General features: G+C 60.6%; 25 protein-coding genes. 15 read left to right on the forward strand and 10 right to left on the reverse strand.

What is annotated here, in order from left to right:
• Positions 1-15 precede the first annotated feature (15 nt).
• Complete coding sequence (locus NAT49_RS12960) at positions 16-930, forward strand: Brp/Blh family beta-carotene 15,15'-dioxygenase (RefSeq protein WP_251594883.1); 915 nt, start codon at positions 16-18, stop codon at positions 928-930.
• Here the strand turns inward: NAT49_RS12960 and NAT49_RS12965 are convergent.
• Positions 911-1,858 (reverse strand): 2-hydroxyacid dehydrogenase, encoded by a 948-nt coding sequence (locus NAT49_RS12965; RefSeq protein ID WP_251594885.1) that lies wholly within the window; start codon positions 1,856-1,858, stop codon positions 911-913. The two genes, NAT49_RS12960 and NAT49_RS12965, sit on opposite strands and share 20 nt — an antisense overlap.
• A 107-nt stretch (positions 1,859-1,965) precedes the next feature.
• On the opposite strand from NAT49_RS12965, the gene NAT49_RS12970 reads away from it, so the two are divergent.
• The 4 genes from NAT49_RS12970 (at position 1,966) to NAT49_RS12985 (ending at position 6,737) form a co-directional block, all read left to right on the forward strand.
• Positions 1,966-2,946 (forward strand): aldose 1-epimerase, encoded by a 981-nt coding sequence (locus tag NAT49_RS12970; RefSeq protein ID WP_251594887.1) that lies wholly within the window; start codon positions 1,966-1,968, stop codon positions 2,944-2,946.
• Between the two features lie 120 nt (positions 2,947-3,066).
• A complete protein-coding gene (gene wrbA / locus NAT49_RS12975) occupies positions 3,067-3,660 on the forward strand; it encodes an NAD(P)H:quinone oxidoreductase (RefSeq protein WP_251594889.1) in 594 nt (197 codons plus the stop codon).
• Between the two features lie 179 nt (positions 3,661-3,839).
• Positions 3,840-5,225 carry a GntP family permease gene (locus NAT49_RS12980; RefSeq protein WP_251594891.1) on the forward strand — a complete coding sequence of 462 codons (1,386 nt, stop codon included), beginning with the start codon at positions 3,840-3,842 and terminating at the stop codon, positions 5,223-5,225.
• Positions 5,226-5,393: 168 nt separating this feature from the next.
• Complete coding sequence (locus NAT49_RS12985; protein WP_251594893.1) at positions 5,394-6,737, forward strand: OprO/OprP family phosphate-selective porin; 1,344 nt, start codon at positions 5,394-5,396, stop codon at positions 6,735-6,737.
• A gap of 72 nt (positions 6,738-6,809) precedes the next feature.
• Here the strand turns inward: NAT49_RS12985 and gloA2 are convergent, their stop codons facing one another.
• Together gloA2 and hisC are read right to left on the reverse strand one after the other, a co-directional pair.
• The gene (gloA2, locus tag NAT49_RS12990; protein ID WP_251594895.1) at positions 6,810-7,223 is read right to left on the reverse strand and encodes an SMU1112c/YaeR family gloxylase I-like metalloprotein; all 414 of its coding nucleotides are present in this window, start codon (positions 7,221-7,223) and stop codon (positions 6,810-6,812) included.
• Positions 7,223-8,284, reverse strand: a complete 1,062-nt coding sequence (hisC, locus tag NAT49_RS12995) for a histidinol-phosphate transaminase (RefSeq protein ID WP_251594897.1) — start codon at positions 8,282-8,284, stop codon at positions 7,223-7,225. Before hisC ends, gloA2 begins: the two co-directional genes overlap by 1 nt.
• Positions 8,285-8,451: 167 nt before the next feature.
• On the opposite strand from hisC, the gene NAT49_RS13000 reads away from it, so the two are divergent.
• The 3 genes from NAT49_RS13000 (at position 8,452) to NAT49_RS13010 (ending at position 11,574) form a co-directional block, all read left to right on the forward strand.
• Positions 8,452-10,053 (forward strand): sulfatase-like hydrolase/transferase, encoded by a 1,602-nt coding sequence (locus NAT49_RS13000; RefSeq protein ID WP_251594899.1) that lies wholly within the window; start codon positions 8,452-8,454, stop codon positions 10,051-10,053.
• Positions 10,054-10,098: 45 nt separating this feature from the next.
• Positions 10,099-10,371 (forward strand): DksA/TraR family C4-type zinc finger protein, encoded by a 273-nt coding sequence (locus tag NAT49_RS13005; protein WP_251594901.1) that lies wholly within the window; start codon positions 10,099-10,101, stop codon positions 10,369-10,371.
• A gap of 99 nt (positions 10,372-10,470) precedes the next feature.
• Positions 10,471-11,574: an alkene reductase gene (locus NAT49_RS13010; RefSeq protein ID WP_251594903.1), complete on the forward strand. Its 1,104-nt coding sequence runs from the start codon at positions 10,471-10,473 to the stop codon at positions 11,572-11,574.
• Between the two features lie 70 nt (positions 11,575-11,644).
• On the opposite strand, the gene fdhA is transcribed toward NAT49_RS13010, so the two are convergent.
• Positions 11,645-12,835, reverse strand: coding sequence for a formaldehyde dehydrogenase, glutathione-independent (fdhA, locus tag NAT49_RS13015; RefSeq protein ID WP_251594905.1), 1,191 nt, complete (start codon positions 12,833-12,835; stop codon positions 11,645-11,647).
• Between the two features lie 270 nt (positions 12,836-13,105).
• Between fdhA and NAT49_RS13020 the strand changes: the two genes are divergently transcribed.
• The 3 genes from NAT49_RS13020 to selD all read left to right on the forward strand — a co-directional run bounded on the left by NAT49_RS13020 (position 13,106) and on the right by selD (position 16,195).
• Positions 13,106-13,570 carry a copper resistance protein NlpE N-terminal domain-containing protein gene (locus NAT49_RS13020; RefSeq protein ID WP_251594907.1) on the forward strand — a complete coding sequence of 155 codons (465 nt, stop codon included), beginning with the start codon at positions 13,106-13,108 and terminating at the stop codon, positions 13,568-13,570.
• Between the two features lie 94 nt (positions 13,571-13,664).
• Positions 13,665-15,044 carry a DNA repair protein RadA gene (radA, locus tag NAT49_RS13025; protein ID WP_251594909.1) on the forward strand — a complete coding sequence of 460 codons (1,380 nt, stop codon included), beginning with the start codon at positions 13,665-13,667 and terminating at the stop codon, positions 15,042-15,044.
• A gap of 110 nt (positions 15,045-15,154) precedes the next feature.
• A complete protein-coding gene (gene selD / locus NAT49_RS13030) occupies positions 15,155-16,195 on the forward strand; it encodes a selenide, water dikinase SelD (RefSeq protein WP_251594911.1) in 1,041 nt (346 codons plus the stop codon).
• 75 nt (positions 16,196-16,270) lie between these two features.
• Here the strand turns inward: selD and NAT49_RS13035 are convergent, their stop codons facing one another.
• A complete protein-coding gene (locus NAT49_RS13035) occupies positions 16,271-16,954 on the reverse strand; it encodes a type 1 glutamine amidotransferase (protein WP_251594913.1) in 684 nt (227 codons plus the stop codon).
• 50 nt (positions 16,955-17,004) lie between these two features.
• On the opposite strand from NAT49_RS13035, the gene NAT49_RS13040 reads away from it, so the two are divergent.
• Positions 17,005-17,298 carry an MGMT family protein gene (locus NAT49_RS13040; protein ID WP_251594915.1) on the forward strand — a complete coding sequence of 98 codons (294 nt, stop codon included), beginning with the start codon at positions 17,005-17,007 and terminating at the stop codon, positions 17,296-17,298.
• A 30-nt stretch (positions 17,299-17,328) separates the two neighbouring features.
• Here NAT49_RS13040 and NAT49_RS13045 read toward each other — a convergent pair whose 3' ends face one another.
• Positions 17,329-17,688 carry a gamma-glutamylcyclotransferase family protein gene (locus NAT49_RS13045; RefSeq protein WP_251594917.1) on the reverse strand — a complete coding sequence of 120 codons (360 nt, stop codon included), beginning with the start codon at positions 17,686-17,688 and terminating at the stop codon, positions 17,329-17,331.
• Between the two features lie 104 nt (positions 17,689-17,792).
• On the opposite strand from NAT49_RS13045, the gene NAT49_RS13050 reads away from it, so the two are divergent.
• Positions 17,793-18,380 carry a YjaG family protein gene (locus tag NAT49_RS13050; protein WP_251594919.1) on the forward strand — a complete coding sequence of 196 codons (588 nt, stop codon included), beginning with the start codon at positions 17,793-17,795 and terminating at the stop codon, positions 18,378-18,380.
• Between the two features lie 66 nt (positions 18,381-18,446).
• Here the strand turns inward: NAT49_RS13050 and hisF are convergent, their stop codons facing one another.
• The 4 genes from hisF to hisB are packed head-to-tail and all read right to left on the reverse strand — an operon-like array spanning position 18,447 to position 21,274.
• Entirely contained in the window at positions 18,447-19,220 is a 774-nt protein-coding gene (gene hisF, locus NAT49_RS13055; protein ID WP_251594921.1) for an imidazole glycerol phosphate synthase subunit HisF, read from the reverse strand.
• Positions 19,217-19,963: a 1-(5-phosphoribosyl)-5-[(5-phosphoribosylamino)methylideneamino]imidazole-4-carboxamide isomerase gene (gene hisA / locus NAT49_RS13060; protein WP_251594923.1), complete on the reverse strand. Its 747-nt coding sequence runs from the start codon at positions 19,961-19,963 to the stop codon at positions 19,217-19,219. The genes hisF and hisA overlap by 4 nt, the downstream gene beginning before the upstream one ends.
• A gap of 38 nt (positions 19,964-20,001) precedes the next feature.
• Complete coding sequence (gene hisH / locus NAT49_RS13065; protein ID WP_251594925.1) at positions 20,002-20,643, reverse strand: imidazole glycerol phosphate synthase subunit HisH; 642 nt, start codon at positions 20,641-20,643, stop codon at positions 20,002-20,004.
• 37 nt (positions 20,644-20,680) lie between these two features.
• A complete protein-coding gene (gene hisB / locus NAT49_RS13070) occupies positions 20,681-21,274 on the reverse strand; it encodes an imidazoleglycerol-phosphate dehydratase HisB (RefSeq protein ID WP_251595254.1) in 594 nt (197 codons plus the stop codon).
• Between the two features lie 295 nt (positions 21,275-21,569).
• On the opposite strand from hisB, the gene NAT49_RS13075 reads away from it, so the two are divergent.
• On the forward strand, positions 21,570-23,897 hold the full coding sequence (locus tag NAT49_RS13075; protein ID WP_251594927.1) for an AsmA family protein: 2,328 nt from the start codon (positions 21,570-21,572) through the stop codon (positions 23,895-23,897).
• Between the two features lie 105 nt (positions 23,898-24,002).
• Complete coding sequence (gene mutY / locus NAT49_RS13080; RefSeq protein ID WP_251594929.1) at positions 24,003-25,085, forward strand: A/G-specific adenine glycosylase; 1,083 nt, start codon at positions 24,003-24,005, stop codon at positions 25,083-25,085.
• Positions 25,086-25,089 lie beyond the last annotated feature (4 nt).

Consider the following 25,089-nt stretch of genomic DNA (forward strand, 5'->3'; position numbering starts at 1 on the left):
TGCGAGGGATGGCTCATGGACGGCGCTCGCTCGTTTTCAAGACGCGTTTTCTACCGTTTCGCCCTGGGGGCTGCGCTTCTTTTCGGCGCGCATCTCATGACGTTTTCCCCGCACGCGATGCTGGCCGTCCTGGTTTTCGGGGTGGCGATACTGGGGATTCCCCATGGGGCGTTCGATCATGTGATCGGAAGGCGCCTGCTGCGCGGTGGGGTCTTAAGGGGCGATCACAGCCAGTCGGTATTGGCGCTGTCCCTGTTTCTTCTGGCTTACGTCAGCCTGTCTGCTCTGTTCATGGTGGGCTGGGTGCTGATGCCCGCGCTCGGGCTTTTTGTGTTTCTGGTGATGTCGGCGGCGCATTTCGGCACCGACTGGCGCGATACGTTGCCGATGTCGCTTCGTCTGGTGTGGGGCACGCTGGTGATCGCAACGCCGTTTTACGCTCACCCCCGCGATGTCGAAGATATCTTGCATGCACTTTTGGTAAGCGACGCCACACCGTTCATCAACGCCGCGCCAGTCGCGTTCTGGGGGGCGCTTGCGGTAGCGCTTTTCCGGCTCAGGCCGCTGCTTGAGAAGCGCCACGTGATGGCGAGTCTTGGACTTTTGCTCGCAACCGGTACGGTGTTTCACCCGCTGGTGTATTTCGCCTGTTATTTCTGCGCGTGCCACAGCCCGATTCATTTCCAGGAAATTCGTCACGCGCTCAAGATTCGAACGTCCGGGCAGGTGCTGCGCATGGCCGGCCCCATCGTGCTTGCGACCTGGGGCGCAGCCAGCGTCGGTTACGCGCTGATGGCTGAATACTCTGTCGCGTCGCCGCTTCTCAAGATGACCTTCATCGGTCTTGCCTGTCTGACGGTGCCCCACATCATCGTGGAGTGGCTTGATCATCGTAAGGCCCTGGCAGCCGCTACGTTGGCACCGGAGTAACCGGCGTGCCGCGCTCGACAACCGCCTGCACGTTCTGAATGACCAGATCGATGGTGGCGTCCAGCGCGCTGGGTGAAAGTCCAGCGGTGTGAGGCGTCATGATCAGGTTGTCTTCAAGGGCGGTCAGGGCCTCGGGCACGTCAGGCTCGGTCTCGAGAACGTCAAGACCGGCCATGCCGAGGGTGCCGGTGCGAAGGGCCTCTGCAAGCGCATGGGTGTCGACCACGCTACCGCGTCCGATGTTGATCAATATGCCGTTTTCTCCCAGGGCGGCGAGCATGGCGTCATTGACCAGATGGTGCGTGTCGGGGCCGCCCGGCAGGGCAACGATTAAAATGTCGCTGCGCTCGGCGAGCGCCTGGGCGGAGGACACATGCGTATAGGGCAGGTTCGGTTTCGGGTAGCGGCTGTAGTACTCGACCGCCATGTTAAAGCCGTACCAGGCCCTGCGAGCGATGGCCTGGCCCACATGGCCCATGCCGAGAATGCCGAGGCGCTTGTCATGAAGGGCTGGAAGGCTTCGACGAGCCGTTTGCCACTGCCCTTCACGCACGGCTCGGTCGCTTTGAGGAATCCGGCGCACACAGGCAAGCGCCAGCCCGAGGGCATGATCGGCCACGGTCTCGGCGTTGGTTCCCGGCCCATGGCTTACGTGAATGCCGCGTGCGTGCGCCGCCGCCACGTCGATCCCTTCAAAGCCCACGCCCTGGGCGCAGATCAGTTTCAGGTTGGGCAGGCGATCCATGTCGTCTGCGCAGAAGCCGATGGTGCCAATGGTCAGGACCGCCTCGATGTCGCCACCGGCCGAGTCGATCAGGGCAGTTTTACTCTGTTCGTCCCGGGCGAGGTGCAGCGTGATGCCGGCGCGTTCGAGCATGTGGCGGTGATGGCGTGAAACAGGCGTGACGACGAGCATCTGAAGCGTCATGTAATCCTCTACGACATAAGGCGGAATGGGCAGCGCGGAGGCTGTCTTTGATCTAATCTAGCAAATCCAGCTTCGATTCACCGAAGCCCCGTCAGGCGAGGCAGCACATGGGATTTGTAGTGGTATGCGATTCGGTCGAGGGCGCCCCTTGCACCGATGTATTCGATGGGCACGGACAGCTCAGGCTTCGTCAATCCTCGCTCGGTGCGACGGTCATGTCGCTTGCGTTGGCAACGCCTGAAGGCGATGTGGTCGAGGTCATCGACGGCTATAGAAATGGTGACGAGCTTTTCGCGGGCGACGGCGCGCGCAGTGCCGTGTTGGCGCCGTTTTCCAACCGCGTGGCCAACGGGCAGTACACGTGGCATGAAACGACGTATCAGTTGCCGACCAATGGCGGCGATCACGCCCTGCACGGCGTGGCGCATACGCTTTCGTGGCGGCTGGTCAATCACCATGCCACACACGATGTGGCCGAGCTGAGCTTCGAGGCGACCATCACGCCGGACTCACTGGAAGGGTACCCGTTCAATCTGACGCTCGAGCTCGACATGGTGTTGACCGACAGCGAGCTGACCTGGTCATTCAAGGCGGTCAACAAGAGCGAGTTCGAAGCGCCGGTCGGGCTTGGCTGGCACCCGTATTTCCTCCCGCCAGGCGGTGATCTCTCTGTGTGTCGTATTACCTTGCCGCCTTCACACGCCGTGAACACCGACGACACTTTGATTCCGCTCGAGGGCGAGCAGGCGCTCGAGCCGTCAAAGACCACCAGCCTTACCCTTGGCGACGATGCGCTGGACTGCTGCTTCGTGCCGGACGATTCCGCCACATCGCCGACCTTTACCACCCGGCTCGAGGCGCCGGGCGCGCCGTATGCGGTCGTGGTCGAGCAGTCGGGTGGGGTGGTGCAGATCTTTACCGGGGAAGGCCTTGCGACGCGGCCTCGTCAGTCGGTGGCCATCGAGCCCAACGAGTTCATGCCAGACGCGTTCAATCGAGAGGCGTATCAGGAATCTCTGGCACTGTCTGAAAACGCCATGCGCACGTTCACGGCCAAGGTTCGTCTCGAGCGCTCCACGCTTACGTAAGCGCGCTCGTTTCGTCGATATCATCAAACGGTCGGGTTGATCGAATTCATTCGAACACTCGACCAGCCTGTCTACACTGGGAGGGCACGCATCGCCCATTCAGGAGTGAAGGAGAAATCGATGGCTAAGGTACTGGTACTTTATTACTCGATGTACGGTCATATTCAGACCATGGCTGAAGCCGTGGCCGAAGGCGCGCGAGGCGCGGGCGCCGACGTGACCATCAAGCGGGTGCCGGAAACCATGGACCAGGACGCGTTTGAAAAGGCCGGCGGCAAGACCGACCAGCCTCATCCAGTTGCCTCGCCTCAGGAGCTTGCCGAGTTTGATGCCATCCTGTTTGGCACGCCGACGCGCTTTGGCAACATGGCCGGGCAGATGCGCACCTTCCTCGATCAAACCGGTGGACTCTGGGCCAACAAATCCCTTTTCGGCAAGGTCGCAAGCGTCTTTGCCTCGACCGGAACCGGCGGTGGCGAAGAGCAGACCATTACCACCTTCTGGCCGACCCTTGCCCACCACGGCATGGTGTTAGTGCCGATCGGCTACGGCACCGATGAGCTGTTTGATATCTCAAAGGTCAGCGGCGGCACGCCCTATGGCGCGACAACGCTTGCCGGTGGTGACGGTTCGCGTCAGCCCGATGATCGTGAGCTTGCCATCGCGCGGTATCAGGGCAAGCTGGTGGCGGAAACTGCAGCCAAGCTGGCCTGAACGGTCACGCTCGAGTTCGAAAAGGCGCCCCTCACGGGCGCTTTTTTTAGGGTCATCGTTTACGTCTCACGCCGATCTGGCCGTGCATGGCCAGACCAAAGTCATATTCGAATATCCGTAATAGTTAATATTTTTCACTAGACTGAGCGCACCTCTCCAATAACGATCGCAGGTGCCTCATGCTCGGTATTGTCCTGATCTTCACCACTCTTATACTTTTGATCTTTCTGGCCTACCGGGGGGTGTCACTGCTGCTTGCCGCGCCGGCACTGGCTGCGGTGGCCGCGTTTTTAAACGGTGCGCCAGTGCTTGCAAGCTACACGCAGGTGTTCATGGAGGCGATGGGGCGTTTTGTGGTGGCCTACTTTCCGCTCTTTCTGATGGGCGCGTTGTTCGGCCGGCTCATGGGGGAATCCGGTGCGGCGCGCACCATCGGGCACCGCACCGTGAGTGCGCTCGGCCAGCGCAACGCGATCCTTGCGATCATCGTGTGCTGCGCGGTGTTGACCTATGGCGGCGTGTCCCTGTTCGTTGTGGCCTTTGCGGTGTTTCCCATTGCAAAAGCGCTGTTCGAGGCGGCAGACATTCCGGCGCGCCTGATTCCGGGCACGATTGCGCTTGGCGCCTTCACGTTCACCATGACGGCGCTTCCAGGGACGCCTGCCATTCAAAACGCCATTCCCATGCCCTATTTCGGTACGACCGCGTTTGCCGCGCCGTGGCTCGGGCTTACGGCCGCTGCAGTCATGGCTCTTGTCGGTTATGGGTGGCTCAAGTACCGCGAACGTCAGGCGCGCCAAGCCGGTGAGGGCTTCGGTGGCTGCCATGGCGCCGATGAGCAGGCCGCCACCGATTCGACGCCACGGCCCACCGACCCGACGCTTTCGAAGGCGCTATTGCCGATCGTTTTGGTGCTTGCCCTGAATCTGGTGCTGTCGATCTGGCTGTTGCCGGCGTTCGACTATAGCTTCTTGCGTGAGCCTGAGTGGGGCGGCATCGAGCCAGCCTCGGTGATCGGGGTGTGGGCCATCATCGTGTCTCTGGTGGTGGCCTGTCTGTCGGTATTGGCCACCAATCCGCGTCTTTTCAGGACGCTTCTCGACGCGATGAGCCCCGGGGCACAGGACGCGCTGATGCCGATGTTCAACACGGCGTCACTGGTGGGGTTCGGGGCGGTGATTGCGGCGCTGCCTGCGTTCGGCGTGTTGAAGGAAATGATCCTTGCGATCTCTCCTGGCAATCCGCTGATTTCGCTGTCGGTGTCGATCAATATTCTGGCCGGTATCACCGGGTCCGCCTCCGGCGGTATGAGTATTGCGCTGGAGGCGCTGGGAGAGCGGTATCTGGCGCTTGGCAATGCGGCAGGCATCGATCCGGCGGTGCTTCATCGGGTGACTGCGGTGGCGACCGGCGGGCTCGATGCGCTGCCGCACAATGGGGCGGTGGTGACCCTGCTTGCGATCTGTGGCATGACGCACGCCAAATCGTATCTCGATGTGCTGGTGGTGGCCGTTATTGGCCCGGTGCTGTCGCTCGCCGTGATCGTGGGCATCGCCAGCCTTTAGACGCGTGAAGATGTGGGGTTGCTGGATCGATAACTCTTCGTTTTTAAGAGTGAGTGCGTATAACACCTATTTATCATTTTGCCGGTCGGTGATACGTTTTTAAACGCTGCGTCACGGGGCGCAGCCAACAACAACAAAACCCAACAACATCCAAAGGGAACCTCGCCAATGAGACTCACTCCGTCTTCTTGTCAGGTCAGGTCGGCGTTTCTCGCCGTCAGCGTATCTACTGCCATGTGGGCGGGTGCCGCCCAGGCCGCTCCTCAGCAGGGCGATCAAGCGACCATCGAAGCCCTTCGCGCCCAGCTCGAGCAGATGCAGCAGCAGATTGACCGGCTCGAGCGCCAACAGTCCACCGCTTCCACGCGTACGCCGGAATCGGAAAACGTGGACGCCAATGCCCAATCCTCCGATGAGCCAACGCTTGCGCAGGAAAACAGCAGTGCCATCAAGATGCTCAAGAAGAGCACGTTCACCGGGGCACTTGAGCTGGGCTACGTCGGTAACGACTGGGATGAAGCCGACAAGGACACCGCCGGCGACGTCAACTTCAGCAAGTTCATCCTGGGGCTGTCCGGTGAGGACGGCGACATGTCCTACTCGTTCCAGTACCGCTTCTACGATGGCTACCGCTTCCTCCATCACGCCTGGGCGGGCTACGACTTCTCCGAGAACGACACCGTCAAGCTCGGTCTGGTCCAGACCCCCTTCGGCAACATGGATTACGGCTATCTGGGGTGGTATGGCAACCTGCCATATCTGGCCGGCTTCAATGACAACCAGAACGCCGGGATCAAGTGGGACCACAACAATGGCCCCTGGAGCACCTCGCTTGCGTTCTTCAAGTCCGACCAGCTGGGCGATGGCAACGAACACTATGGCGCCAACCCGGTCGGCAGCAGCGATCAGGGCAATACCGAAGAGAACCAGCTGGCCGGGCGTGTGGCCTATACCTTCGGCCACGGCACCGACTACACCACTGAGCTCAACGCCTCGCTCAAGGGTGGGCAGCTTTACAACAACAACACCAACGACAGTGGTTCAAGCTGGCAGGCTGCCCTGGGCATGAGTGGCAGCTACGGCAACTGGCTGACGCGCTTTCAGGCCACGGCCTATGAGTTCGATGCCGAAAATCCGGCGGGCACAGGTATTTCCGACAACGTCATTCAGATCGGTGCGTTCGGGTTCAACTACCTGATTCCGGCCAAGGGCGAGATGTATTCAGCGAGTCTTGCCTACAGCATGGACGTGGAATGGGGTCCGATCGAAAACGTTTATTTCTATAACGATTTCAGCATGATCGACCCGTCCGACGGCTATTCGCCGGTCAACGGCGGCTTCGGCGATGTCGACAACCCGATGCTCAACGATCTGGGCTTCAAGCTGACCGCCGGGCGTTACTACGCCTGGTTCGATATCGTGACCAACAAGAATGGCCTTGGTTATTTCGGCTCACCGATCGACAACGACTGGCACACCAGCGTCCAGTCGCACTTCGGCCTGACGTTCTAAAGCCGGTGTAGATCGAGTCTCACAGAAAAGCGCCCTGCGGGGCGCTTTTTTTGAGGGGGATCGGGCCGGTGCCTAGAACCCGTTCGTTTCCGTCGGGCGCTCGTAGAACTCGAGCGGCGTGCCATCGGGGTCCTTGAAGAAGGTAAACCGTTGGCCGGTCAGCTCGTCGATGCGAATCGGCTCAGAGGCCACGCCGTGCGTCGTCAGGTGCTCGATGGCGGTATCAAGGTCGGTCACGCTGAACGCCAGGTGGCGAAGGCCGCAGGCCTCGGGGCCATTGACCCGCGCCGGCGGATTCGGAAACGAGAACAGCTCGAGTTGCGCGCCACCCGGGAGGGCGAGGTCGAGCTTGTAGCTGTCTCTGGCCTCCCGGTAGGTTTCCTCGATCACGCGGGCCTGGAGCACCTTGGTGTAAAACGCCTTGGCGGCGGGGTAGTCGGCGGTGATCAGGGCAACATGGTGAATGCCATCCAGCGGCAGGGACATCACTTTTCTCCTACGATGGCGTGTACGGCATCGATCAGGTAATCCATCTCATCGTCGGTGCCGATCGAGATGCGAAGGAACTGGTCAAGGCCTGGCTTGTTGAAATAGCGCACCAGGATGCCGCGAGCTCGAAGCGCGTCGAACAGCATGCCGGCCTCGATCGTTGTCGGGCGGGCGAAGACGAAGTTGGCGCTCGAGGGCAGCACCTCGATGCCGCAGGCCTCGAGCGCGGCCGTGGTGCGCTCACGCGTGGCGATCACACTTGCGCAGCACGCGCGGTAATAGGCGTCGTCCTTGATCGAGGCCACGCCTGCGGCCACGGCGACGCTGTCGAGCGGGTAGGAGTTGAACGAATCCTTGACCCGGTCGAGGCCATCGATCAGATCGGCCGGGCCGATGGCGAAGCCGATGCGAAGGCCGGCAAGGCTTCTTGATTTCGAAAACGTTCCCGTCACCAGGAGGTTGGGGTAGCGCTCGATCAACGGGATGGCCGATTCACCACCGAAATCGATATAGGCCTCATCAACCAGCACGACGCGCGAGGTGTGTTTGTCGAGCAGCGCCTCGATGGCCGCCCGGGAATGCGCGTGGCCGGTCGGGGCATTCGGGTTGGCGAACACGATGCCGCCGTTGTCGGTCGGGAAGGCATCAAGGTCGACTTCAAACGAGTCCGTCAGCGGCACTTTATGCGGTGTAATGCCGTAGAAATCGCAGTAGACCGGATAGAAGCTGTAGGAAATGCTGGGCACTGCCAGCGGCTGTTCACGGCAGAAAAAGGCCTTGAACGCGAACGCCAGCACTTCATCGGACCCGTTGCCGACAAACACCTGATTGACGTGAACGCCATAGTGCGCGGCGAGTGCCTCGCGCAGGGCCAGGCTGCTCGGATCAGGGTAGCGACGAAGATGATCGATCGGGTAGTCGGCCAGCACCTTGGCAACGCCCGGGGCCGGCGGATAGGGGTTTTCATTGGTATTGAGCTTGATCACGGTGTCGCGGGGCTGCTCTCCCGGCACGTAAGGCTCGAGGTCTCGCACCGCCGGGCTCCAGAACTGACTCATGATGACTCGCTTTCGATAGAGGCAAATGGGTAGCGGACACGCCGCTCGATGATGTCTTCAATAGTGACTTGTATCTTCAATAGTGACGCTGCAACCGGGTGCGCGCAAGGCTGCCGGGCCTGTGCGTGGGTGAGGCGGCTTTGTGAACGCTTGCCAAGGATGACGGGATGCCAAGAAACCTGTTTGCGCTGACCCTTGCGGGGGTGATTGTTGCGCTGTCGGTGCTTCTGATGCCTTCTGACGCCGCGCGGATATCAGAGCCGACGGCGTGGGTCGGCGCGCCGTTCGAGCTGTTTTGGGGGCTTGCGCTGTTGTGCGTGCTGCCTCGAGAGATGGCCAGACGCGCAAGCGCAGCCGTGGCGGCGCTGCTGGTCGTGCTGCTTGCCTGGAAGCTTGCCGATATCTTTGCGCGCACTGCGTATTGGCGCACGTTCGACCCGCTGGCCGATTGGCGGTTGCTGGCGCCGGGCTGGAACGTGCTCACTCAGTCGATTGGCACTGGCTGGTCGCTTGCGGTGCTTGGTGCCCTAATTTTGCTTCTGGCCGTGGTCGGCTGGCTGAGTGCCGCAGGGCTTTATCTGGCGTCCCGCTTGGGGCATCGCAACCGGCTGCGGACTGCGGCGCTTTTGGGGGCCGTCGGCGCGGTGTGTCTAGGAGGGGGGGTGATCGATCAGGAGATCGGTGAGCGCAGTGCAAGCCGATTCGTTGCCGAGCACGTTGAGCTTTCACGCCACAACCTCGAGGCGCTGGCCTCGCTCAAGACCGAGCTTGGCAAGGACGCGCTTGCCAGCATGCCCTCGAACAGATTGATGACGCAGATCAAGGGGCAGGACGTCCTGTTGCTGTTTGTCGAATCCTACGGGCGCAGCGCGCTCGAGGCACCGGAGTATTCAGGCGTGGTCCGTGCGCGTCTCGAGGCAATCGAGCGGTCGCTCGGTTCGGCAGGCTATGAGGCCTACAGTGGGTGGCTTGAATCCCCAACGGTCGGCGGTCAGAGCTGGCTTGCTCACGCAACGCTTCTGTCGGGACTTTGGATCGACAGTCAGCGTCGCTACGAGTGGCTGGTTGAGTCCCCCAGGCTCACGCTCAATCGGCTTTTTCAGCGAGGCGGCTGGCGAACGGTCGCGGCCATGCCAGCCAACACCCGGCCGTGGGATGAGGCCAGCTTCTTCGGCTATGACACGGTCTATGACGCCAGCAATCTGGGCTATGAAGGCAAGCCCTTCAACTGGGTCACCATGCCGGATCAGTTCACGCTGTGGTCATTATATCAACGGGAGCTTGCGGTCACGCGGTCACAGCCGGTCATGATCGAAGCGGCGCTGATCTCGAGCCACGCCCCCTGGACCCCCATTCCAACCCTCAAGGCGTGGGATCACCTCGACCAGGGGCGAGCGTTCGATCAGGAGGCCGACTCGGGAGACCCGCCCCGAGTGGTATGGCAAGATCCGGATCGAGTGCGACGCCAGTATTTAAAATCGATCGACTACACTTTGAAGACGCTCGGAAGCTTCGTCACCGAGTTTCAGAAGACCCGCCCCATCGTGGTGGCCGTCGGCGATCATCAGCCGGCGTCGATCATCACCGGGAACGAGGCCACTCGCCAGGTGCCGATGCACATCATGGCGCCCACGGGCAATTCGATGTTGCTATTGGCAAAACGGTGGGGCTGGACTCAGGGCATGATTCCAGAGGCCAGACTGCTGCCCATGACGATGGCAGCGGTTCGTGACCGGCTGGTCATGGGGCTTCAACCACCAGGGCGTTAGTGCCGCGCCACCCGGGCGGGGCCGAAGGACTTCAAGGAGGGCATCATGGCCGGAGGATGGGCGCGCGATGGCGCCGTACAGGATCAGATCGATGGCACGGTCGAGGATGGCATCGAAGAAGTGCGCAAGCGGTTGTCGGCGCATACCGGGCCAAGTCTCGAGTTCTGTGAAGAATGTGACGCCGAGATTCCAGCGGCCCGCCGCGAGGCGGTACCGGGCGTGCGGTTGTGCATCGAATGTCAGAGTGCGCAGGACAAGCGCCAGACGCGTCACAGTGCCTACAATCGTCGTGGCAGTAAGGACAGCCAGCTCCGCTAAGCGTCGATAACCGTACACTATCCGGTCGATGACTTGATAAGTCTGCTAATTGCTACCATGCTCACGTCCATCAAGTGACTTGGACTGCATGGAGGCCGCATGGCACACGACATTCTTTTTAAACCGCTCAAGGTCGGCGACATTACGCTCCCCAACCGCGTGCTGATGGCGCCGCTGACGCGCGCGCGCACGCCGGACATGGTGCCGGGCGCACTTCAACAGACGTATTATTCTCAGCGGGCCACCTCCGGTCTGATCATCAGCGAAGCCACCAATATCTCGCCTACTGCGCGCGGCTATGTCTATACCCCCGGCATCTACACCGATGAACAGGAAGCCGGCTGGAAGGATGTGGTATCAGCGGTGCACGCCCACGGCGCGCACATCGCGATGCAGCTCTGGCACGTGGGGCGCGTGTCGCACGTAAGCGTTCAGCCGAATAATCAGGCCCCGCTCGCGCCGAGCGCCCTTCGCGGTGAAGGGGCGCAAGCGTTCATCGAATTCGAGGATGGCTCCTCCGGCCGCGCCGATGCCAGTACGCCCCGCGCGATTGAAACCGATGAGATCCCCGGACTGATCGACGAATACCGTCAGGCGGCGGTACGCGCCAAGCGCGCCGGATTCGACATGGTCGAAGTGCATGCCGCCAACGCGTATCTGCTTCAGCAGTTCATGGCGACCGGGTCGAATCAGCGCACCGATGACTATGGCGGCTCGCTTGAAAACCGGGCGCGTCTGCCGCTCGAGGTGGTCGATGCCGTGTGCGAGGTGTTTGGTCCGGGGCGTGTGGGGCTTCGAATCTCACCCTTTATCGAAATCTTCGGCCTGACCGACGATGAATCCGAGGAAATGGCCTTTTACATGGCCGAGGAACTCAATAAGCGCGGCATCGCGTATCTGCACGTCAACGAGCCGGACTGGGCCGGTGATGACATTCATTTAACCGATGAGTTTCGCCAAGCGTTGAGAGCGCGGTTTTCCAAGGGCGCCCTGTTCTTCTGCGGCCACTATACCGCCGAGCGTGCCGAGGATGTGATCGAGCGTGGGATTGCCGACGCGGCGGTCTTCGGACGCCCCTTCATTGCCAATCCGGATCTGCCCGAGCGCTTCCGGCGCGAGGCCACACTCAACGAGCCGAACCCGGATACGTTCTATGGCGGTGGCGCGGAAGGCTACACCGACTATCCGTTTTTGATCGATTGATCTAGTTTCTGATCGGACACGAAAAAGGCGACACACTGTGTCGCCTTTTTTTACTCGCAATCGATAACGCTTAGAGCTGGTTGTGCGGATCGATGACGAACTTCTGCGCAGCACCACCGTCGAACGCGGCGTAGCCCTTGGGTGCATCATCCAGAGAGATGGTCTGGACGTTGACCGCTTTGCCGATCGGTGCGCGGTCGCCAAGGATAGCTTTCATCAGCTGGCGCTGATAGCGCATCGCCGGGGTCTGGCCGGTGTGGAAGGACATGGCTTTTGCCCAGCCGAGGCCGAACTTCATCGAGATGTTGCCGTGCTTGGCTTCTTCGCTCGAGGCACCCGGGTCTTCAGTGACGTACAGGCCCGGAATCCCGACCTGGCCGCCTGCCTGGGTGATTTCCATGGCAGCGTTAAGAACGGTGGCCGGCTGTTCATGGCTGTGGTTATGGCCATGGCAGTTGGCTTCGAAGCCGACGGCGTCGACGGCGCAATCCACTTCCGGAATGCCCAGCACGCTCTCGATCAGATCCGGCATGGACGCGTCCTGCTTGAGGTCGAGCCCTTCACAGCCAAAGCTGCGTGCCTGTTCAAGGCGCTTGTCGTTCATGTCGCCCACGATGACGCAGGACGCGCCCAGAAGCTGTGCGGACATGGCAGCCGCCAGGCCGACCGGGCCCGCACCTGCGATGTAAACGGTTGAACCAGGACGCACGCCCGCCATGTAGCAGCCATGGAAACCTGTCGGGAAAATGTCGGACAGCATGGTCAGGTCAAGGATTTTCTCCATGGCCTGTTCCTTGTCCGGGAACACCAGCAGCTGGAAGTCAGCGTACGGGATCATCACGTATTCGGCCTGACCGCCGACCCAGCCGCCCATGTCGACGTAGCCGTAGGCACCACCGGCGCGGTCGTCGTTAACATTGAGACAGATGTGCGTATCGCCGCGGATACAGTTGCGGCAGCGACCGCAGGCGACGTTGAACGGGACGGATACGATATCGCCCTTGTTGACGAATTCGACATCACGGCCGCACTCGATAACCTCACCGGTGATTTCGTGACCGAGAACCAGGCCTTCGGGGGCCGTGGTACGACCGCGGACCATGTGCTGGTCGCTGCCGCAGATGTTGGTGGTCAGGACCTTGAGGATAACGCCGTGATGGCATTGACGGTTGCCCAGCGCCAGTTCGGGAAAGGGAATGGACTCGACGTTAACCTTTCCGGCGCCGCGAAAGACAACGCCTCGGTTGGCGGGTGATGACATGGCGTGCTCTCCTAATTTTTATGAACGACCTCGGCGATCTCGACGGGCCAAGGCCGGTTCAGCATAGGAGCGACTGGGGTAGGCACCTTTCTGTTTGCGACAGTTTGACGGCAAAAAACGACGCTGTGCGACTAAAAGAGGAGAACGACTTGGCGACATGGAAATGTAAGTCATGCGCATCCCGGGCTGGTCGCCGACCGTCACGAACCGCTATGCTGTAAGGCAAGCCGCTGTCTTGCGGCCTGACAATGACGCAAAGGAGTACAGTTCATGCAGATCAGAACGTTGCTGGCGGGGGTTGCCATGACCGCCGTGCTCGCAGGGTGTGCGACGTCGGGCTCTCAGTCCACAAGCCAGGAAGAGCGCGTTCAGACCGCCGAGTATCAAGGGACCCTTCCGTGCCGCAACTGCGACGGAATCGAGCTTACCGTTGATCTCAAGGGCACCGAGCAGGCTCAGGCCGCCGAGCGCACCTTTTCACTCGATGCCGAATACCTGAACCATCCCCAGAATCCGCCCAAGGAGCATTACGAGGGCAACTGGGACATGATTTCCGGTACGCAATCGAACCCGGAGGCAACGGTGTATGAGCTGACGCCGAACGGCGAAGGCCAGGTGTATTACTTCCTGAAGGTCGACCCGAACACGCTGGAGCTGATCGATCCACAGCTTCGCAAGTTCGAAAATGGCCAGACCCTCCAGCTCAAGCGGCAGCAGGCCAGCGCGGCGCAGTAAGTCGTGCAGGGTTGCTATACGCTCCAAGGCGCCTTCGGGCGCCTTTTTTGACTCACGACGTTAAAGAAGAGCCCGTTTCGACCGGGGAAAGTGAATGGCCAAGGCAAAAAGTGCGTTCGTGTGCACCGAGTGCGGTGCGGAATATTCCAAATGGCAGGGGCAGTGTTCCAATTGCCGCGAATGGAACACGCTGACAGAGCTGCGTCTCTCCGCATCTCCGGCACGCAGTGGCGGTAGCTCCGCAAGCGCGGGGCGTTCAGGCTATGCCGGAAGCCTGTCATCCAATGTGACCGATCTGGCACAGGTCGATCTGAGCGAGGTGCCCCGGTTCAGCTCCACGTTCGGTGAGTTTGACCGCGTCCTGGGCGGCGGGTTGGTACCGGGGTCGGCCGTGCTGCTCGGCGGAAGCCCGGGGGCTGGCAAATCGACGCTGCTTTTGCAGACCGCCTGTGCGCTTGCTCAGGGCAAGAAGGTGCTTTACGTGACCGGTGAGGAGTCGCTTTCGCAGGTCGCCATGCGGGCGCATCGGCTCAAGCTCCCGACCCAGGGGCTCAAGATGCTGGGCGAGACCAGCGTCGAGACCATCCTTGCAACGGCCGAGCGTGAGACGCCGGACGTTTTGATCATCGACTCGATCCAGACGATGCATCTTGAAGACGTCGCCTCCGCGCCGGGTGGCGTGGCGCAGGTGCGCGAATCCGCAGCGGCCCTGACCCGCTTTGCCAAACAGAGCAGCACGGTGCTGTTGCTGGTGGGGCACGTCACCAAGGACGGTACACTTGCCGGGCCGAAAGTGCTCGAGCACATGATCGATGCCTCGCTTTTGCTGGAAGGCGGCGCCGACTCGCGTTTTCGAACGCTTCGCGGGCACAAGAACCGGTTTGGTGCTGTCAACGAGCTCGGTGTGTTCGCGATGCTCGAGCACGGGCTCAAGGAAGTGAAAAACCCAAGTGCCATTTTCCTGTCGCGCGGGGAAGAGCAGGCACCCGGCAGCGTGGTCATGGTGGTGTGGGAAGGCACGCGCCCGCTTCTGGTCGAAGTGCAGGCTCTGCTCGATGAGTCAGCACTTGGTAATCCGCGGCGGGTATCGGTCGGTATGGACAGCCAGCGTCTGGCCATGCTGCTGGCGGTGCTTCACAAGCACGGTGGGCTCTTTACTGGTGACCAGGACGTGTTCGTCAATGTGGTCGGCGGGGTCAAGGTGCTGGAAACCAGTGCCGACTTGGCGGTGCTGCTCGCGATCGTCTCCAGTCTCAAGAATACGCCGCTGCCGCGAGAGCTGGTGGTGTTCGGCGAAGTGGGGCTTTCAGGTGAGATCCGGCCGGTGCCGAGCGGCCAGGAGCGACTGATCGAGGCCGCCAAGCACGGGTTTACCCGAGCCATCGCACCGAACGCCAATGTGCCCAAGAAGCGGCCTGAAGGGATGGAGGTCGTCGCCGTAGATAAACTTATGCAAGCCATCGATGCCCTGTAACGCTTCGGCATGGCTTGACTCACTCGAGCCGACGTACACTTGCGCCGATGCTATTATCTAGTGAAACACTCTGTGCACCGCGTGGATGCGGTACGCCATAAGGACCGATTATGACTTCCATTCGCTTGACGCAGTACAGCCAAGGTGCCGGCAGTGGCTGCAAGGTGGCTCCTGACGTTCTGGACTCGATTCTTGCCAATGCAGGCCCCGGCGCCATCAATAGCCAGCTGATCGTCGGTAACCAGGGGCACGAAGACGCCGCCGTTTTCGACCTCGGCACGGGCCAGGGCCTGGTCTCGACCACCGATTTCTTCATGCCGATCGTCGACGATCCGTTCGATTTCGGGCGTATCGCTGCGACCAACGCCATGAGCGATGTCTACGCCATGGGCGGCAAGCCATTCATGGCGCTGGGAATTCTGTGTTGGCCGCTGTCGAAATTGCCGGCGAAGATCGCAGGCGATGTTGTCTCGGGCGCGCAGACCGTTTGCCGCGAGCTTGGGGTGGCGCTGTCCGGTGGGCATTCGATCGACACCGCCGAGCCGATCTTCGGGCTTTCGGTCAACGGCATGGTTCCGCTTGAAAATCTAAAGCGCAACATGGGTGCCAAACCCGGCGACAAGCTGTATCTGACCAAGCCCATCGGGACCGGTCTTTTGACCGAAGCCGAGCGCAAGGGCGGTCTTGATCCGGGCCACCGCGGCCTTGCCACCGAAACGATGCTCAAGCCCAACCGCATCGGCGAGGCGCTGGGGCGCATCAAGGGTGTCAACGCCATGACCGACGTCTCCGGCTTCGGGCTTGCGGGCCACCTGGAAGAGATGTGCCGAGGCAGCGGCGTGCAGGCGCGCATTGAGTTCAACAAGGTGCCCCGCATCAAGGTGGCCGAGGGCTATCGCCGGCAAGGCATCGTGCCGGAAGCGACTGCACGCAACCGCAACGCGCTTGGCAAGGCACTGAATCAGATGGACGACGCACACTGGCAGTGGCTCTGTGACCCGCAGACCTCCGGCGGACTTTTGGTCGCGGTTGACCCGGCCTGGGACGACGACGTCGAGCGTTTGGGGCGTGAGTATGGCATGACCCTTGAGCCGTTCGGAGAGTGCCTGAGAGCCAAGGAGGGGGCGCCGACGATCTCGGTCGTGGGGTAACGCCTGAGCCTTTCAAAAACGCCCCGAATTCGGGGCGTTTTTTTATGTGTCAGGACGAACGGTTTACGGGGGCGCTCAATCGATCAGCTCATCGAGCCAGGCGAGCATCAGGCGGTCGAGAATTGGGGCCAGCCGGTCAAAGCGCTTGCCGATATCCAGTGCGTCTGCCTCGAATTGAGTATAGGGACCTTCGGTTGCGGTCTTGGCGTTGTACTGCGCGCGGGCCCAGGCCGGCGTGGCCTCGGGATGGCCCTGCAGGGCGATGACTCGGTTGTAGTCCCAGCTGAAGCCCTGAACCGGGCTTGCCGCGCTCGCGCCGATGGGCGTGCACCCCTCCGGCAGGCCGAACACGCGCTCGCGCCATTGAAACAGATCGAACGTTTCCGGAAGCGGCAGCGCACAGTCTTCGTGGCGCGTAACGGTATGCCAACCGATTTCAGGCCATGCGGCTGGTGAGACCACGGCGCCGAGTTGTTCGGCGATGAGCTCCGCGCCAAGGCCAAGGCCAAGCAGGGGCTTGTTGCTTTTGAGGATGCGATCGATCAACTGCCGTTCGCGTTTTGACCACCCAAGCTGTGCGCCGCCGCTGACCGGTGACGGTCCACCCAGTACGACCAGCGCATCGAAATCGCTTGGGCGTGGCGGCACTTCGTCTTTATGAAGTTCGCAGACGTTGTAGCTGTGTCCCATGCCAGTCAGCCAGTCAGCCAGCCGCGCAGGTGCATCTTCGTCGCTATGCTGTAGGAAATAGATGTGCATGATTCCCTCATGATGAAAACAGCGAGTGCGTTAATTTAGCGGAGGAACCGGTGAAAGAGGCGTTAAAAGAACAGGTTACCACGGTCATGGCGCGCATACCCGAGGGCCGGGTCACGACCTACGGCACCATCGCCAGGATGACTGAAGGCGCGACGGCCCGCTCGGTCGGCTATGTGCTCAGAACGCTGCCGGCCGGGCATGACTTGCCGTGGTTTCGTATCGTGCGCTCCGGCGGCGTTCTGGCCGACCACGGTGGCGCGGATGATCAGCGTCGACGCCTGCAGGATGAAGGCATTGTCTTTGATGAGCGGGGGCGAATTCCGGCGCGTTTTTTCTGGCCGTGAACCAGGCGTGAACGGAGGTGATGCCTTCATTCAAACGCGCTCGGTACGGTAGGCAAGCCAGTCTCCGTGGGGTAACGGCCGTGCCGTGTCAGGAAGGGCATCGAAGCGGTAGTACCAGGCCTTGCCGTAAGGCGTTGAAAGGGTCGTGGCACGCGTCATGGCACCGTGTGCCAGATGCTGGTCGAGCCAGGCCAGATGCGCATCACTCAAGGTGTATACTTCCCCGTCGATGGCAATATTGCCGGGTTCAAACAACGCGGTTTCCTGCGGGGTTTCGAACAAACGAAATCGAGGTCGTGTGCGGTGATGGCCCAGCAGGCGGGCACCGTCCAGCAGGTGGTGGTTCGGTGCGCTTCTAAGGCAATCGGCGTAGGCGAACAGGCGCGGCATGAGCGCTCCTTGAGCAACAGTGCGATGTGCCACAAAGCTAGCATATTTGTCGAGCGGGCGCGGCGGACGGCCCGATCGACCCCAACGCGGAATCAAGGCAGAAAATGGACACCATGAACGTTACCGAGCACGCGGCCACCCGTATCCGTGCGTTGAGTGATTCTCAAGCGTTGGCGCTGGCCGCGGCGCTTTGCGAGCGAATGCTGCCGAATTACGCCCTTTATACCGAGCTGACCGGGCAGGGGGATATGCATCGCGTTCGCGTGATGATGGATCTGATCTGGGAGCAGCTGGGTCCGAGCCAGGCTCGAATCGATTTCGAGCGTCAGAGCGAAAAGCTCGAGGAACTCGAGCCGGATATCGATCACGACGATAGCCTTGGGGCTCGTCTTGCGCTTGAGACGACCATGGCGCTTTCAAGCTGTTTCGATGGTCTTCAAAAATCGCGCCCGATCGACAGCGCCATGGAAGTCGCCCAGCTTTCAAGTGCGGGCGTTGCGCGGTTTCTCGAGTTGAGCCGTGACGCAGACGATGACGCCGATTTGACCCAGGAGCCCCTGATGCAGGATGAGCAGGCGTTTCTGGAGGCCGTGCTCGATCAGATCGAGGCGGGGCTTGATCGAGCGCAGCTCAAGGCCGTGAAGCGCCTTGCTCGCAACGAGGGCGTCAGTAACGTGGGCGTGGCGCTTTAATCAGGGCGTCGGATGAGGCGCAAAGGCTTGGTCTTTGCGCCCCTGACTCGAGACGGTCAGTGACCTTCAGAGGCGCATTTCGATGCCCTGATCGGCCATGTAGCGCTTGGCGTCTTCAACCGTATGTTCGCCGAAGTGAAAGATGCTGGCTGCCAGTACTGCATCGGCGCCACCTTCCTTGACCCCGGCCACGAGGTCGTCAAGCGAGCCGACGCCGCCGGAGGCAATGACCGGCACGGAGACGGCGTCACTGATCGCGCGCGTCATCGGGAGGTTAAAGCCCTGACGCGTTCCGTCGCGGTCCATACTGGTCAGAAGAATTTCACCGGCGCCGTACTCGACCATCTTGCGTGCCCAGTCGACCGCGTCCAGCCCGGTTTCCTTGCGCCCACCATGAGTAAAGACTTCCCACTTGAGCGGTTCATCCTCGGTGCTGACCTGTTTGGCGTCGATCGCGACCACAATGCACTGGCTGCCAAAGCGCTCGGCGGCTTCCCGAACGAATTCCGGGTGGGTGACGGCAGTGGTGTTGATCGAGACCTTATCGGCGCCGGCGTTGAGCAGCGCCCGAATGTCTTCGCAGGTGCGAATGCCGCCGCCGACGGTGAGCGGTATAAAGACCTCGCTTGCGATCCGGCTGACCATGTCGAGCGTTGTGCCGCGCCCTTCATGGCTTGCCGTGATGTCGAGAAAGGTAATTTCGTCGGCATTTTGCTGGTTGTAGCTTTTGGCGACCTCGACCGGGTCCCCGGCGTCGCGGATGCCGACGAAATTGATGCCCTTGACCACGCGCCCGCGATCAACATCCAGGCACGGTATGATGCGCTTGGCCAGGCTCATGAGCCTTCTCCTGCCTTGCGATCGCACAGGGCCTGGGCTTCTTCGACATCAAGCGAACCTTCATAGATGGCGCGGCCGGTGATGGCGCCCAGGATGCCCTGGTCGGCCACATCGGCAAGACCTTCGATGTCCTCGAGGTTGGTTACACCGCCTGAGGCGATGACCGGCAGACCGCCTTCACGGGCAAGCTCGACGGTCGCGTCGATGTTGACCCCCTGCATCATGCCGTCACGGGCGATGTCGGTATAGACGATGCTCTCGACGCCATCGTTGGCGAATCGCTTGGCAAGTTCTGTTGCCTTGATGGTCGAGACCTCGGCCCAGCCGTCGGTCGCGACAAACCCGTCGCGGGCATCGAGTCCGACAATGATGTGGCCTGGAAAGGCCTTGCACATCTCGGTAACGAACTCCGGCTCTTTTACCGCCTTGGTACCGATAATGACGTAGGAAACACCGGCATCGAGGTAGTACTGAATGGTTTCACGGGAGCGAATGCCGCCGCCGATCTGGATGGGAAGGTCGGGGTAGGCCCGTGCGATGGCGGTTACCGCCTCGCCGTTGATCGGCCGCCCTTCGAAGGCCCCATTGAGATCGACCAGGTGCAGGCGGCGTGCGCCGGCGTCAACCCAGCGGCGCGCCATGGCGACCGGGTCGGCGCCATAGTCGGTCGCATCATCCATTCGGCCCTGCTTGAGACGAACACAGTGGCCGTCCTTGAGATCGATAGCGGGTATGACCAGCATGTCGTGTCGAATCCTTTATTGTTGAATGTGGGCCGTAATCAGGGGGCCCAGTGCACGAAGTTTTCCAAAAGCTTGAGGCCGACGCCGGCGCTTTTTTCAGGATGAAACTGAACGGCAAACACCGCGTCCCGGCCAGTGGCGATGTGCGCCTGATGATGGCCGTAGCGGGTGGTGCCGAACACGTGGGCGTCGTTTTCGGCCGAGACGAAATAGCTGTGAACGAAATAGAAGCGTTCACCGGTGGCAATACCTTCCCACAGCGGATGCATATGGTGCTGATCGACCCGGTTCCAGCCCATGTGCGGCACCTTGAGGCGGTGACCTTCGTCATCGGTCATGGTGTCATCGAAGCGCTTGACCTTGCCCGGCAGGTAATCGAGGCAGTGCACACCGCCGTTTTCCTCGCTGTGACTCATGAGCATCTGCTGGCCTACACAGATACCGAGCAGCGGTTTGTCGGCGTCGGTCAGGAGCTCGTTGACAAGCCCCTTGAGCTGGGTGCGTTCAAGTTCGCCCATGCAGTCACGAATCGCGCCCTGGCCCGGAAGCACAACACGGGTCGCGCCCTTGATCGCGCGCGCATCTCGCGTGATGGTGACACGTTCGTCGCCGACATGTTCCAGCGCCTTGGCAACGGAGTGCAGGTTGCCCATCCCATAATCGATGACGGCAATGGTCATGTAGTCTCCTGGTCGTCACATCAATGAAAGCGGTAGCTTACAGGCTACCCTTGGTCGAGGCGATACGCCCGGCCATGCGTGGGTCACGTTCGGCGGCCATGCGAAGCGCGCGTCCGAAGGCCTTGAAGATGGTCTCGACCTGATGGTGAGCATTGTCGCCTTTCAGGTTGTCGATGTGCACGGTGGCCTGGGCGTGGTTTGCAAAGCCCTGGAAGAACTCCGAGACCAGTTGGGTGTCAAACCGGCCGATGGTTGCCCGGGTAAACGGTGCGTTCAAGAATAGCCCCGGGCGTCCGGAAAAATCGATGACCACTCGGGAAAGCGCTTCGTCGAGCGGTACATAAGCGTGGCCGTACCGGTAGATGCCTTTCTTGTCGCCCAGCGCTTTCGCAAACGCCTGGCCGAGTGTAATGCCGACGTCTTCAACCGTATGATGATCATCGATGTGAAGGTCGCCCTGGGCGTCGATACTGATGTCGATCTGTCCGTGGCGGGCGATCTGATCGAGCATGTGTTCGAAAAACGGGACTCCGGTGTCTGCCTTCAGGTCGCCGTTGCCATCAAGGTCGATGGACACGGTAATCTGCGTTTCCTGAGTGTTTCGGGTAACGGTGGCAGTTCGGGTGTCCAGGTCGGGACGAGACATCGCACTCTCCGGCAAGCTCGGTTGGAATCCAGGCGGCCAATTAAACGGACGCCCTGTGAAATGGGGTCATTATAGAGAAGGCGCCGTGCCATCCGCTACACTAGGACGCCGCCGCCGATAAATGAGCGTGCAGGCTACCTGCATTGGCGGTCATTCGTTTCAGTTTATGCCTGCGGCGACGATGTTAGAAAAGGGATGGCCCGCCTGCTGCGAGCCATCATCTCGCGCGATATGTTGCGCAATGGATGCGCGAACAGGCCATTTGCAAGGGAGTTTTTCGATGAAAGCACTGGTTCGCCTCCTGTTGGCAGCGATCGGCGTTTTGGCGTTATTGCTGGTATGTGGCGTGATCTATGTCACGACGTTTCTGGATCCGAACGATCTCAAGCCGCGCATGGTCGAGGCGGTCAAGGCACAGACCGGACTGGATCTGACGCTGAGCGGCCCGCTGGACTGGTCGTTCTATCCTCACCTTGGCATGTCGATTCAGGACGCGTCAGTGCGTCTGCCGGAGTCTGACGCCAATGCTTCACCGCTGGCCTCGGTCAAAAGCGCCGATGTGGAAGTCGCTTTCGCACCGCTTCTGGTCGGAGATGTATCGATCGACGGGATCACCGTCAACGGGCTCAAGCTTGATTTGAAACGCGATGAGCAGGGACGAGGCAACTGGGTTCAGGTACTCGATCATATGGGCGAGAGTCAGGGCACGCTTTCCAACGACAAGCCCAAGGCCTCTCGGCCGGTCTCTCCGCAGAATGCGGCCAGCCAGCCGCTGGGCATCGACATCGCACGACTCAACGTCAATAACGGCTGGATTCATTATCAGGACCTTGAAAGCGGCGCTGAATATACCCTCGACAAGGTCATGATCGAAGGTTCGAACATCGTGCCGACGCAGTCGTTCCCGCTGACCATGAGTTTCGAGCTCGCCAGCAAGGCGCCCGAGTTCACCTCGGAAGTCTCGCTTAAAACCCAGGCAAGGGCCGACCTTGCCGCCAAGCGTTATGAGCTGTCCAAGCTTGCCGTCAATAGCCGCACTCACTACCCCGCCCTCGACGACGCTCATGAGCAAGTGCTTGATGCCAGTGTCGAGCGCCTCGTTGCGGATACTCAGGCGAGTCGATATCAGCTTGAGGGCGTGACCTTCGACGGTGAAAGTTACCTGCCGGGTGAAACCGAGAAGGCGCTGCCCTTTGCCGCGTCGCTTTCTGCAGAGGCCGATCTTTCACAGCAGACAGCAGCCTTGACCGATGTGAGCGTGACAAGTGGTGATGACCTTCGCTTGAGTGGTGGTCTGAACGTAACCGGGCTTTTGGATGCGCCCTCGTATAACGGCACGCTGACGCTTGCGCCGTTCAATGTGCGCCAATGGCTTTCCGATCACTTGAACGTGTCTCTTCCCAGTGCGGACAAGAGCGCGTTGACCAAATTGGCCTTCAGCTCGCCCATCAAGGGCGATCTCAATACGCTGAAGCTGCCTGATCTTGATATTGCACTCGATGATCAGGATTTCTCCGGCGAGGCCGAGCTTGGCCTCAAGGGGCAGCGACTGATGCTTGCGTTGACCGGTAAGCGCCTTGACCTTGATCGTTATCTGGCGCCGCCGAAAGACAGTGCTGGTCAGGCCTCACGCAGTGCTCTGATCCGCTCGGCAATGGCCGAGGAAAAAGGCGCGGCCGATGCGTCTGGAGTGGTGCCGGTTGAGCTTCTCAAGACGTTGTCGCTGGATCTGGGGGTGAAGCTTGATCAGATGACTCTCAAGGGAATGACGCTGTCTGATGTGGCGCTGGCTGTATCGGGACGCAATGGCCAGCATACCCTCGATCATCTCAACGCCAATCTCTACGGTGGATCAGCCGCGTTCAAGGGTGCGCTCAATGTGCTTCAATCGCCGATCGCATGGCGCTTTTCGGAGCAGATCAAAGGCGTTCAGCTCAAGCCGCTGCTTGCTGACGCTACCCAAAAACCAGCCAAGATTCAGGGCACCCTGGCACTCGAGGGCACCCAGACCTCGCGGACAAATGAGTTCGACAGCATGCTGACCAATCTGAACGGTCGCGTCGATTTTCATGTAACCGATGGGGCACTGCTGGGTCAGAACCTATCCAGGGCCATGTGCGGTGCGGTTGCGACGCTGAGCGGCAAGCAGGGGACACGTGAGTGGTCCGAGGATACGCCATTCAAGACACTTCAAGGCACGTTCAAGATTACAGACGGTATCGCCCGAAACGATGATTTTGAGCTTTCGATTCCCGGGCTTCGTTTCGACGGTGCCGGTGAGGCCAATCTGCCTACGGCCCGATTCGACTACGGCCTCAAGGGCCATTTCGTGAATACGGCGGACCCGGATGCTTGTCGTGTCAGTGACAAGTTCCAGCGTGTGGCATTCCCTGTGCGCTGCAAGGGCGAATTTTCCGGTGAGCCCGGTTCCTGGTGCGGGGTTGACCGTGACGCGCTTCAGGCGTCACTGGGGTCGTTGGCCGTGAGCGAAGCCAAGCGCAAGACTCAGAAAGAGCTCGAGCGTGGCATCAATGACAAGGTGAGTGAAAAGTTTGGAAGTGACACCGCCAAGGAACTAAAAAACGCATTGGATGGTCTATTTAACTGAGCAATCCTTCAAAAGCCAGTTTTAAGCGCCGACACCCGTTCGGCGCTTTTTTTATGTCCGTCACAAACCGGCATAATGGCGGGACCATGACGATGAGGAGAGCGCATGCACGTTCTAACCGCCGAGGCGTTTCAACAGCGCGTATTCACCTGGTTCGACCGATACGGGCGAACCCATCTGCCTTGGCAGCACAATAAAACGCCGTACCGTGTTTGGGTTTCGGAGATCATGCTCCAGCAAACGCAGGTAGCAACCGTCATCGAGTATTACCAACGGTTCATGGCGCGTTTTCCTGACGTCAAAGCGCTCGCCGAGGCGCCGCTGGACGAGGTGCTCCATCTCTGGACGGGGCTTGGCTACTACGCGCGAGCGCGCAATCTCCATAAGGCCGCGAACGTTGTCATGAGCGAGCACGACGGCTCGTTTCCGGCCGAGTCGGTCGAGTCGCTCATGACGCTGCCAGGCGTGGGGCGCTCTACGGCCGGCGCCATTTACAGCATCTCGACCGACCGTCCGGCGCCGATTCTGGATGGCAATGTCAAACGAGTACTTGCGCGTTTGCATGCCGTGGAAGGCTGGCCTGGCAAGACCGAGGTTGAGCGGCATCTATGGCAGTTGGCCGAGTATTACCTTCCCTCGATGCGCGCCGCCGAGTACACCCAGGCGATGATGGATCTAGGGGCCACACTGTGTGTACGGAAAAAGCCTGCGTGTCTGTTGTGTCCGTTTGAAGACGTGTGCACGGCTCATGCATGTGGGCAGGAAGACGCTTTTCCTGAGTCCAAGCCCAAGAAGGCCAAACCGGAGCGACAGGCCTACTTTGCGCTCGTTCAGAATGACACAGGGCGCGTCCTGCTCGAGAAACGGCCCGAGAAGGGCATCTGGGGCGGTTTATGGAGCTTCCCTCAGTTCGAGGATAGGGGCGGGCTTGAGGCCTGGCTGAGGGACTTGTCGAGCGATATACAGTGCGCGCCGCATTGGGCGCCATTTGTGCACGTATTCAGTCATTTTCGATTGACCATCACGCCGTGCCCGGTACGCTTGAGAGATGCCGATGAGACGCTTCAGAGCGCTGATCGTATCTGGGTCGACCCGTCCGATGTGTCCGGTATTGGGCTTGCCGCGCCGGTCAAGTCGCTTCTTGAGCATCTACAGTCCGCCCAGGATGTTATTCAGTCAACAACGTAGGGTA

It is taken from the genome of Larsenimonas suaedae, assembly GCF_023712105.1.
Classification (GTDB): Bacteria; Pseudomonadota; Gammaproteobacteria; order Pseudomonadales; family Halomonadaceae; genus Larsenimonas; species Larsenimonas suaedae.

What these genes read in the sequence shown, in the direction of transcription:
- NAT49_RS12960 (WP_251594883.1), top strand. Translation starts at nt 16, where the DNA reads ATGGACGGCGCTCGCTCGTTTTCAAGACGCGTTTTCTACCGTTTCGCC.
- NAT49_RS12965 (WP_251594885.1), bottom strand. Translation starts at nt 1,858, where the DNA reads ATGACGCTTCAGATGCTCGTCGTCACGCCTGTTTCACGCCATCACCGC.
- NAT49_RS12970 (WP_251594887.1), top strand. Translation starts at nt 1,966, where the DNA reads ATGGGATTTGTAGTGGTATGCGATTCGGTCGAGGGCGCCCCTTGCACC.
- wrbA (WP_251594889.1), top strand. Translation starts at nt 3,067, where the DNA reads ATGGCTAAGGTACTGGTACTTTATTACTCGATGTACGGTCATATTCAG.
- NAT49_RS12980 (WP_251594891.1), top strand. Translation starts at nt 3,840, where the DNA reads ATGCTCGGTATTGTCCTGATCTTCACCACTCTTATACTTTTGATCTTT.
- NAT49_RS12985 (WP_251594893.1), top strand. Translation starts at nt 5,394, where the DNA reads ATGAGACTCACTCCGTCTTCTTGTCAGGTCAGGTCGGCGTTTCTCGCC.
- gloA2 (WP_251594895.1), bottom strand. Translation starts at nt 7,223, where the DNA reads ATGTCCCTGCCGCTGGATGGCATTCACCATGTTGCCCTGATCACCGCC.
- hisC (WP_251594897.1), bottom strand. Translation starts at nt 8,284, where the DNA reads ATGAGTCAGTTCTGGAGCCCGGCGGTGCGAGACCTCGAGCCTTACGTG.
- NAT49_RS13000 (WP_251594899.1), top strand. Translation starts at nt 8,452, where the DNA reads ATGCCAAGAAACCTGTTTGCGCTGACCCTTGCGGGGGTGATTGTTGCG.
- NAT49_RS13005 (WP_251594901.1), top strand. Translation starts at nt 10,099, where the DNA reads ATGGCCGGAGGATGGGCGCGCGATGGCGCCGTACAGGATCAGATCGAT.
- NAT49_RS13010 (WP_251594903.1), top strand. Translation starts at nt 10,471, where the DNA reads ATGGCACACGACATTCTTTTTAAACCGCTCAAGGTCGGCGACATTACG.
- fdhA (WP_251594905.1), bottom strand. Translation starts at nt 12,835, where the DNA reads ATGTCATCACCCGCCAACCGAGGCGTTGTCTTTCGCGGCGCCGGAAAG.
- NAT49_RS13020 (WP_251594907.1), top strand. Translation starts at nt 13,106, where the DNA reads ATGCAGATCAGAACGTTGCTGGCGGGGGTTGCCATGACCGCCGTGCTC.
- radA (WP_251594909.1), top strand. Translation starts at nt 13,665, where the DNA reads ATGGCCAAGGCAAAAAGTGCGTTCGTGTGCACCGAGTGCGGTGCGGAA.
- selD (WP_251594911.1), top strand. Translation starts at nt 15,155, where the DNA reads ATGACTTCCATTCGCTTGACGCAGTACAGCCAAGGTGCCGGCAGTGGC.
- NAT49_RS13035 (WP_251594913.1), bottom strand. Translation starts at nt 16,954, where the DNA reads ATGCACATCTATTTCCTACAGCATAGCGACGAAGATGCACCTGCGCGG.
- NAT49_RS13045 (WP_251594917.1), bottom strand. Translation starts at nt 17,688, where the DNA reads ATGCCGCGCCTGTTCGCCTACGCCGATTGCCTTAGAAGCGCACCGAAC.
- NAT49_RS13050 (WP_251594919.1), top strand. Translation starts at nt 17,793, where the DNA reads ATGGACACCATGAACGTTACCGAGCACGCGGCCACCCGTATCCGTGCG.
- hisF (WP_251594921.1), bottom strand. Translation starts at nt 19,220, where the DNA reads ATGAGCCTGGCCAAGCGCATCATACCGTGCCTGGATGTTGATCGCGGG.
- hisA (WP_251594923.1), bottom strand. Translation starts at nt 19,963, where the DNA reads ATGCTGGTCATACCCGCTATCGATCTCAAGGACGGCCACTGTGTTCGT.
- hisH (WP_251594925.1), bottom strand. Translation starts at nt 20,643, where the DNA reads ATGACCATTGCCGTCATCGATTATGGGATGGGCAACCTGCACTCCGTT.
- NAT49_RS13075 (WP_251594927.1), top strand. Translation starts at nt 21,570, where the DNA reads ATGAAAGCACTGGTTCGCCTCCTGTTGGCAGCGATCGGCGTTTTGGCG.
- mutY (WP_251594929.1), top strand. Translation starts at nt 24,003, where the DNA reads ATGCACGTTCTAACCGCCGAGGCGTTTCAACAGCGCGTATTCACCTGG.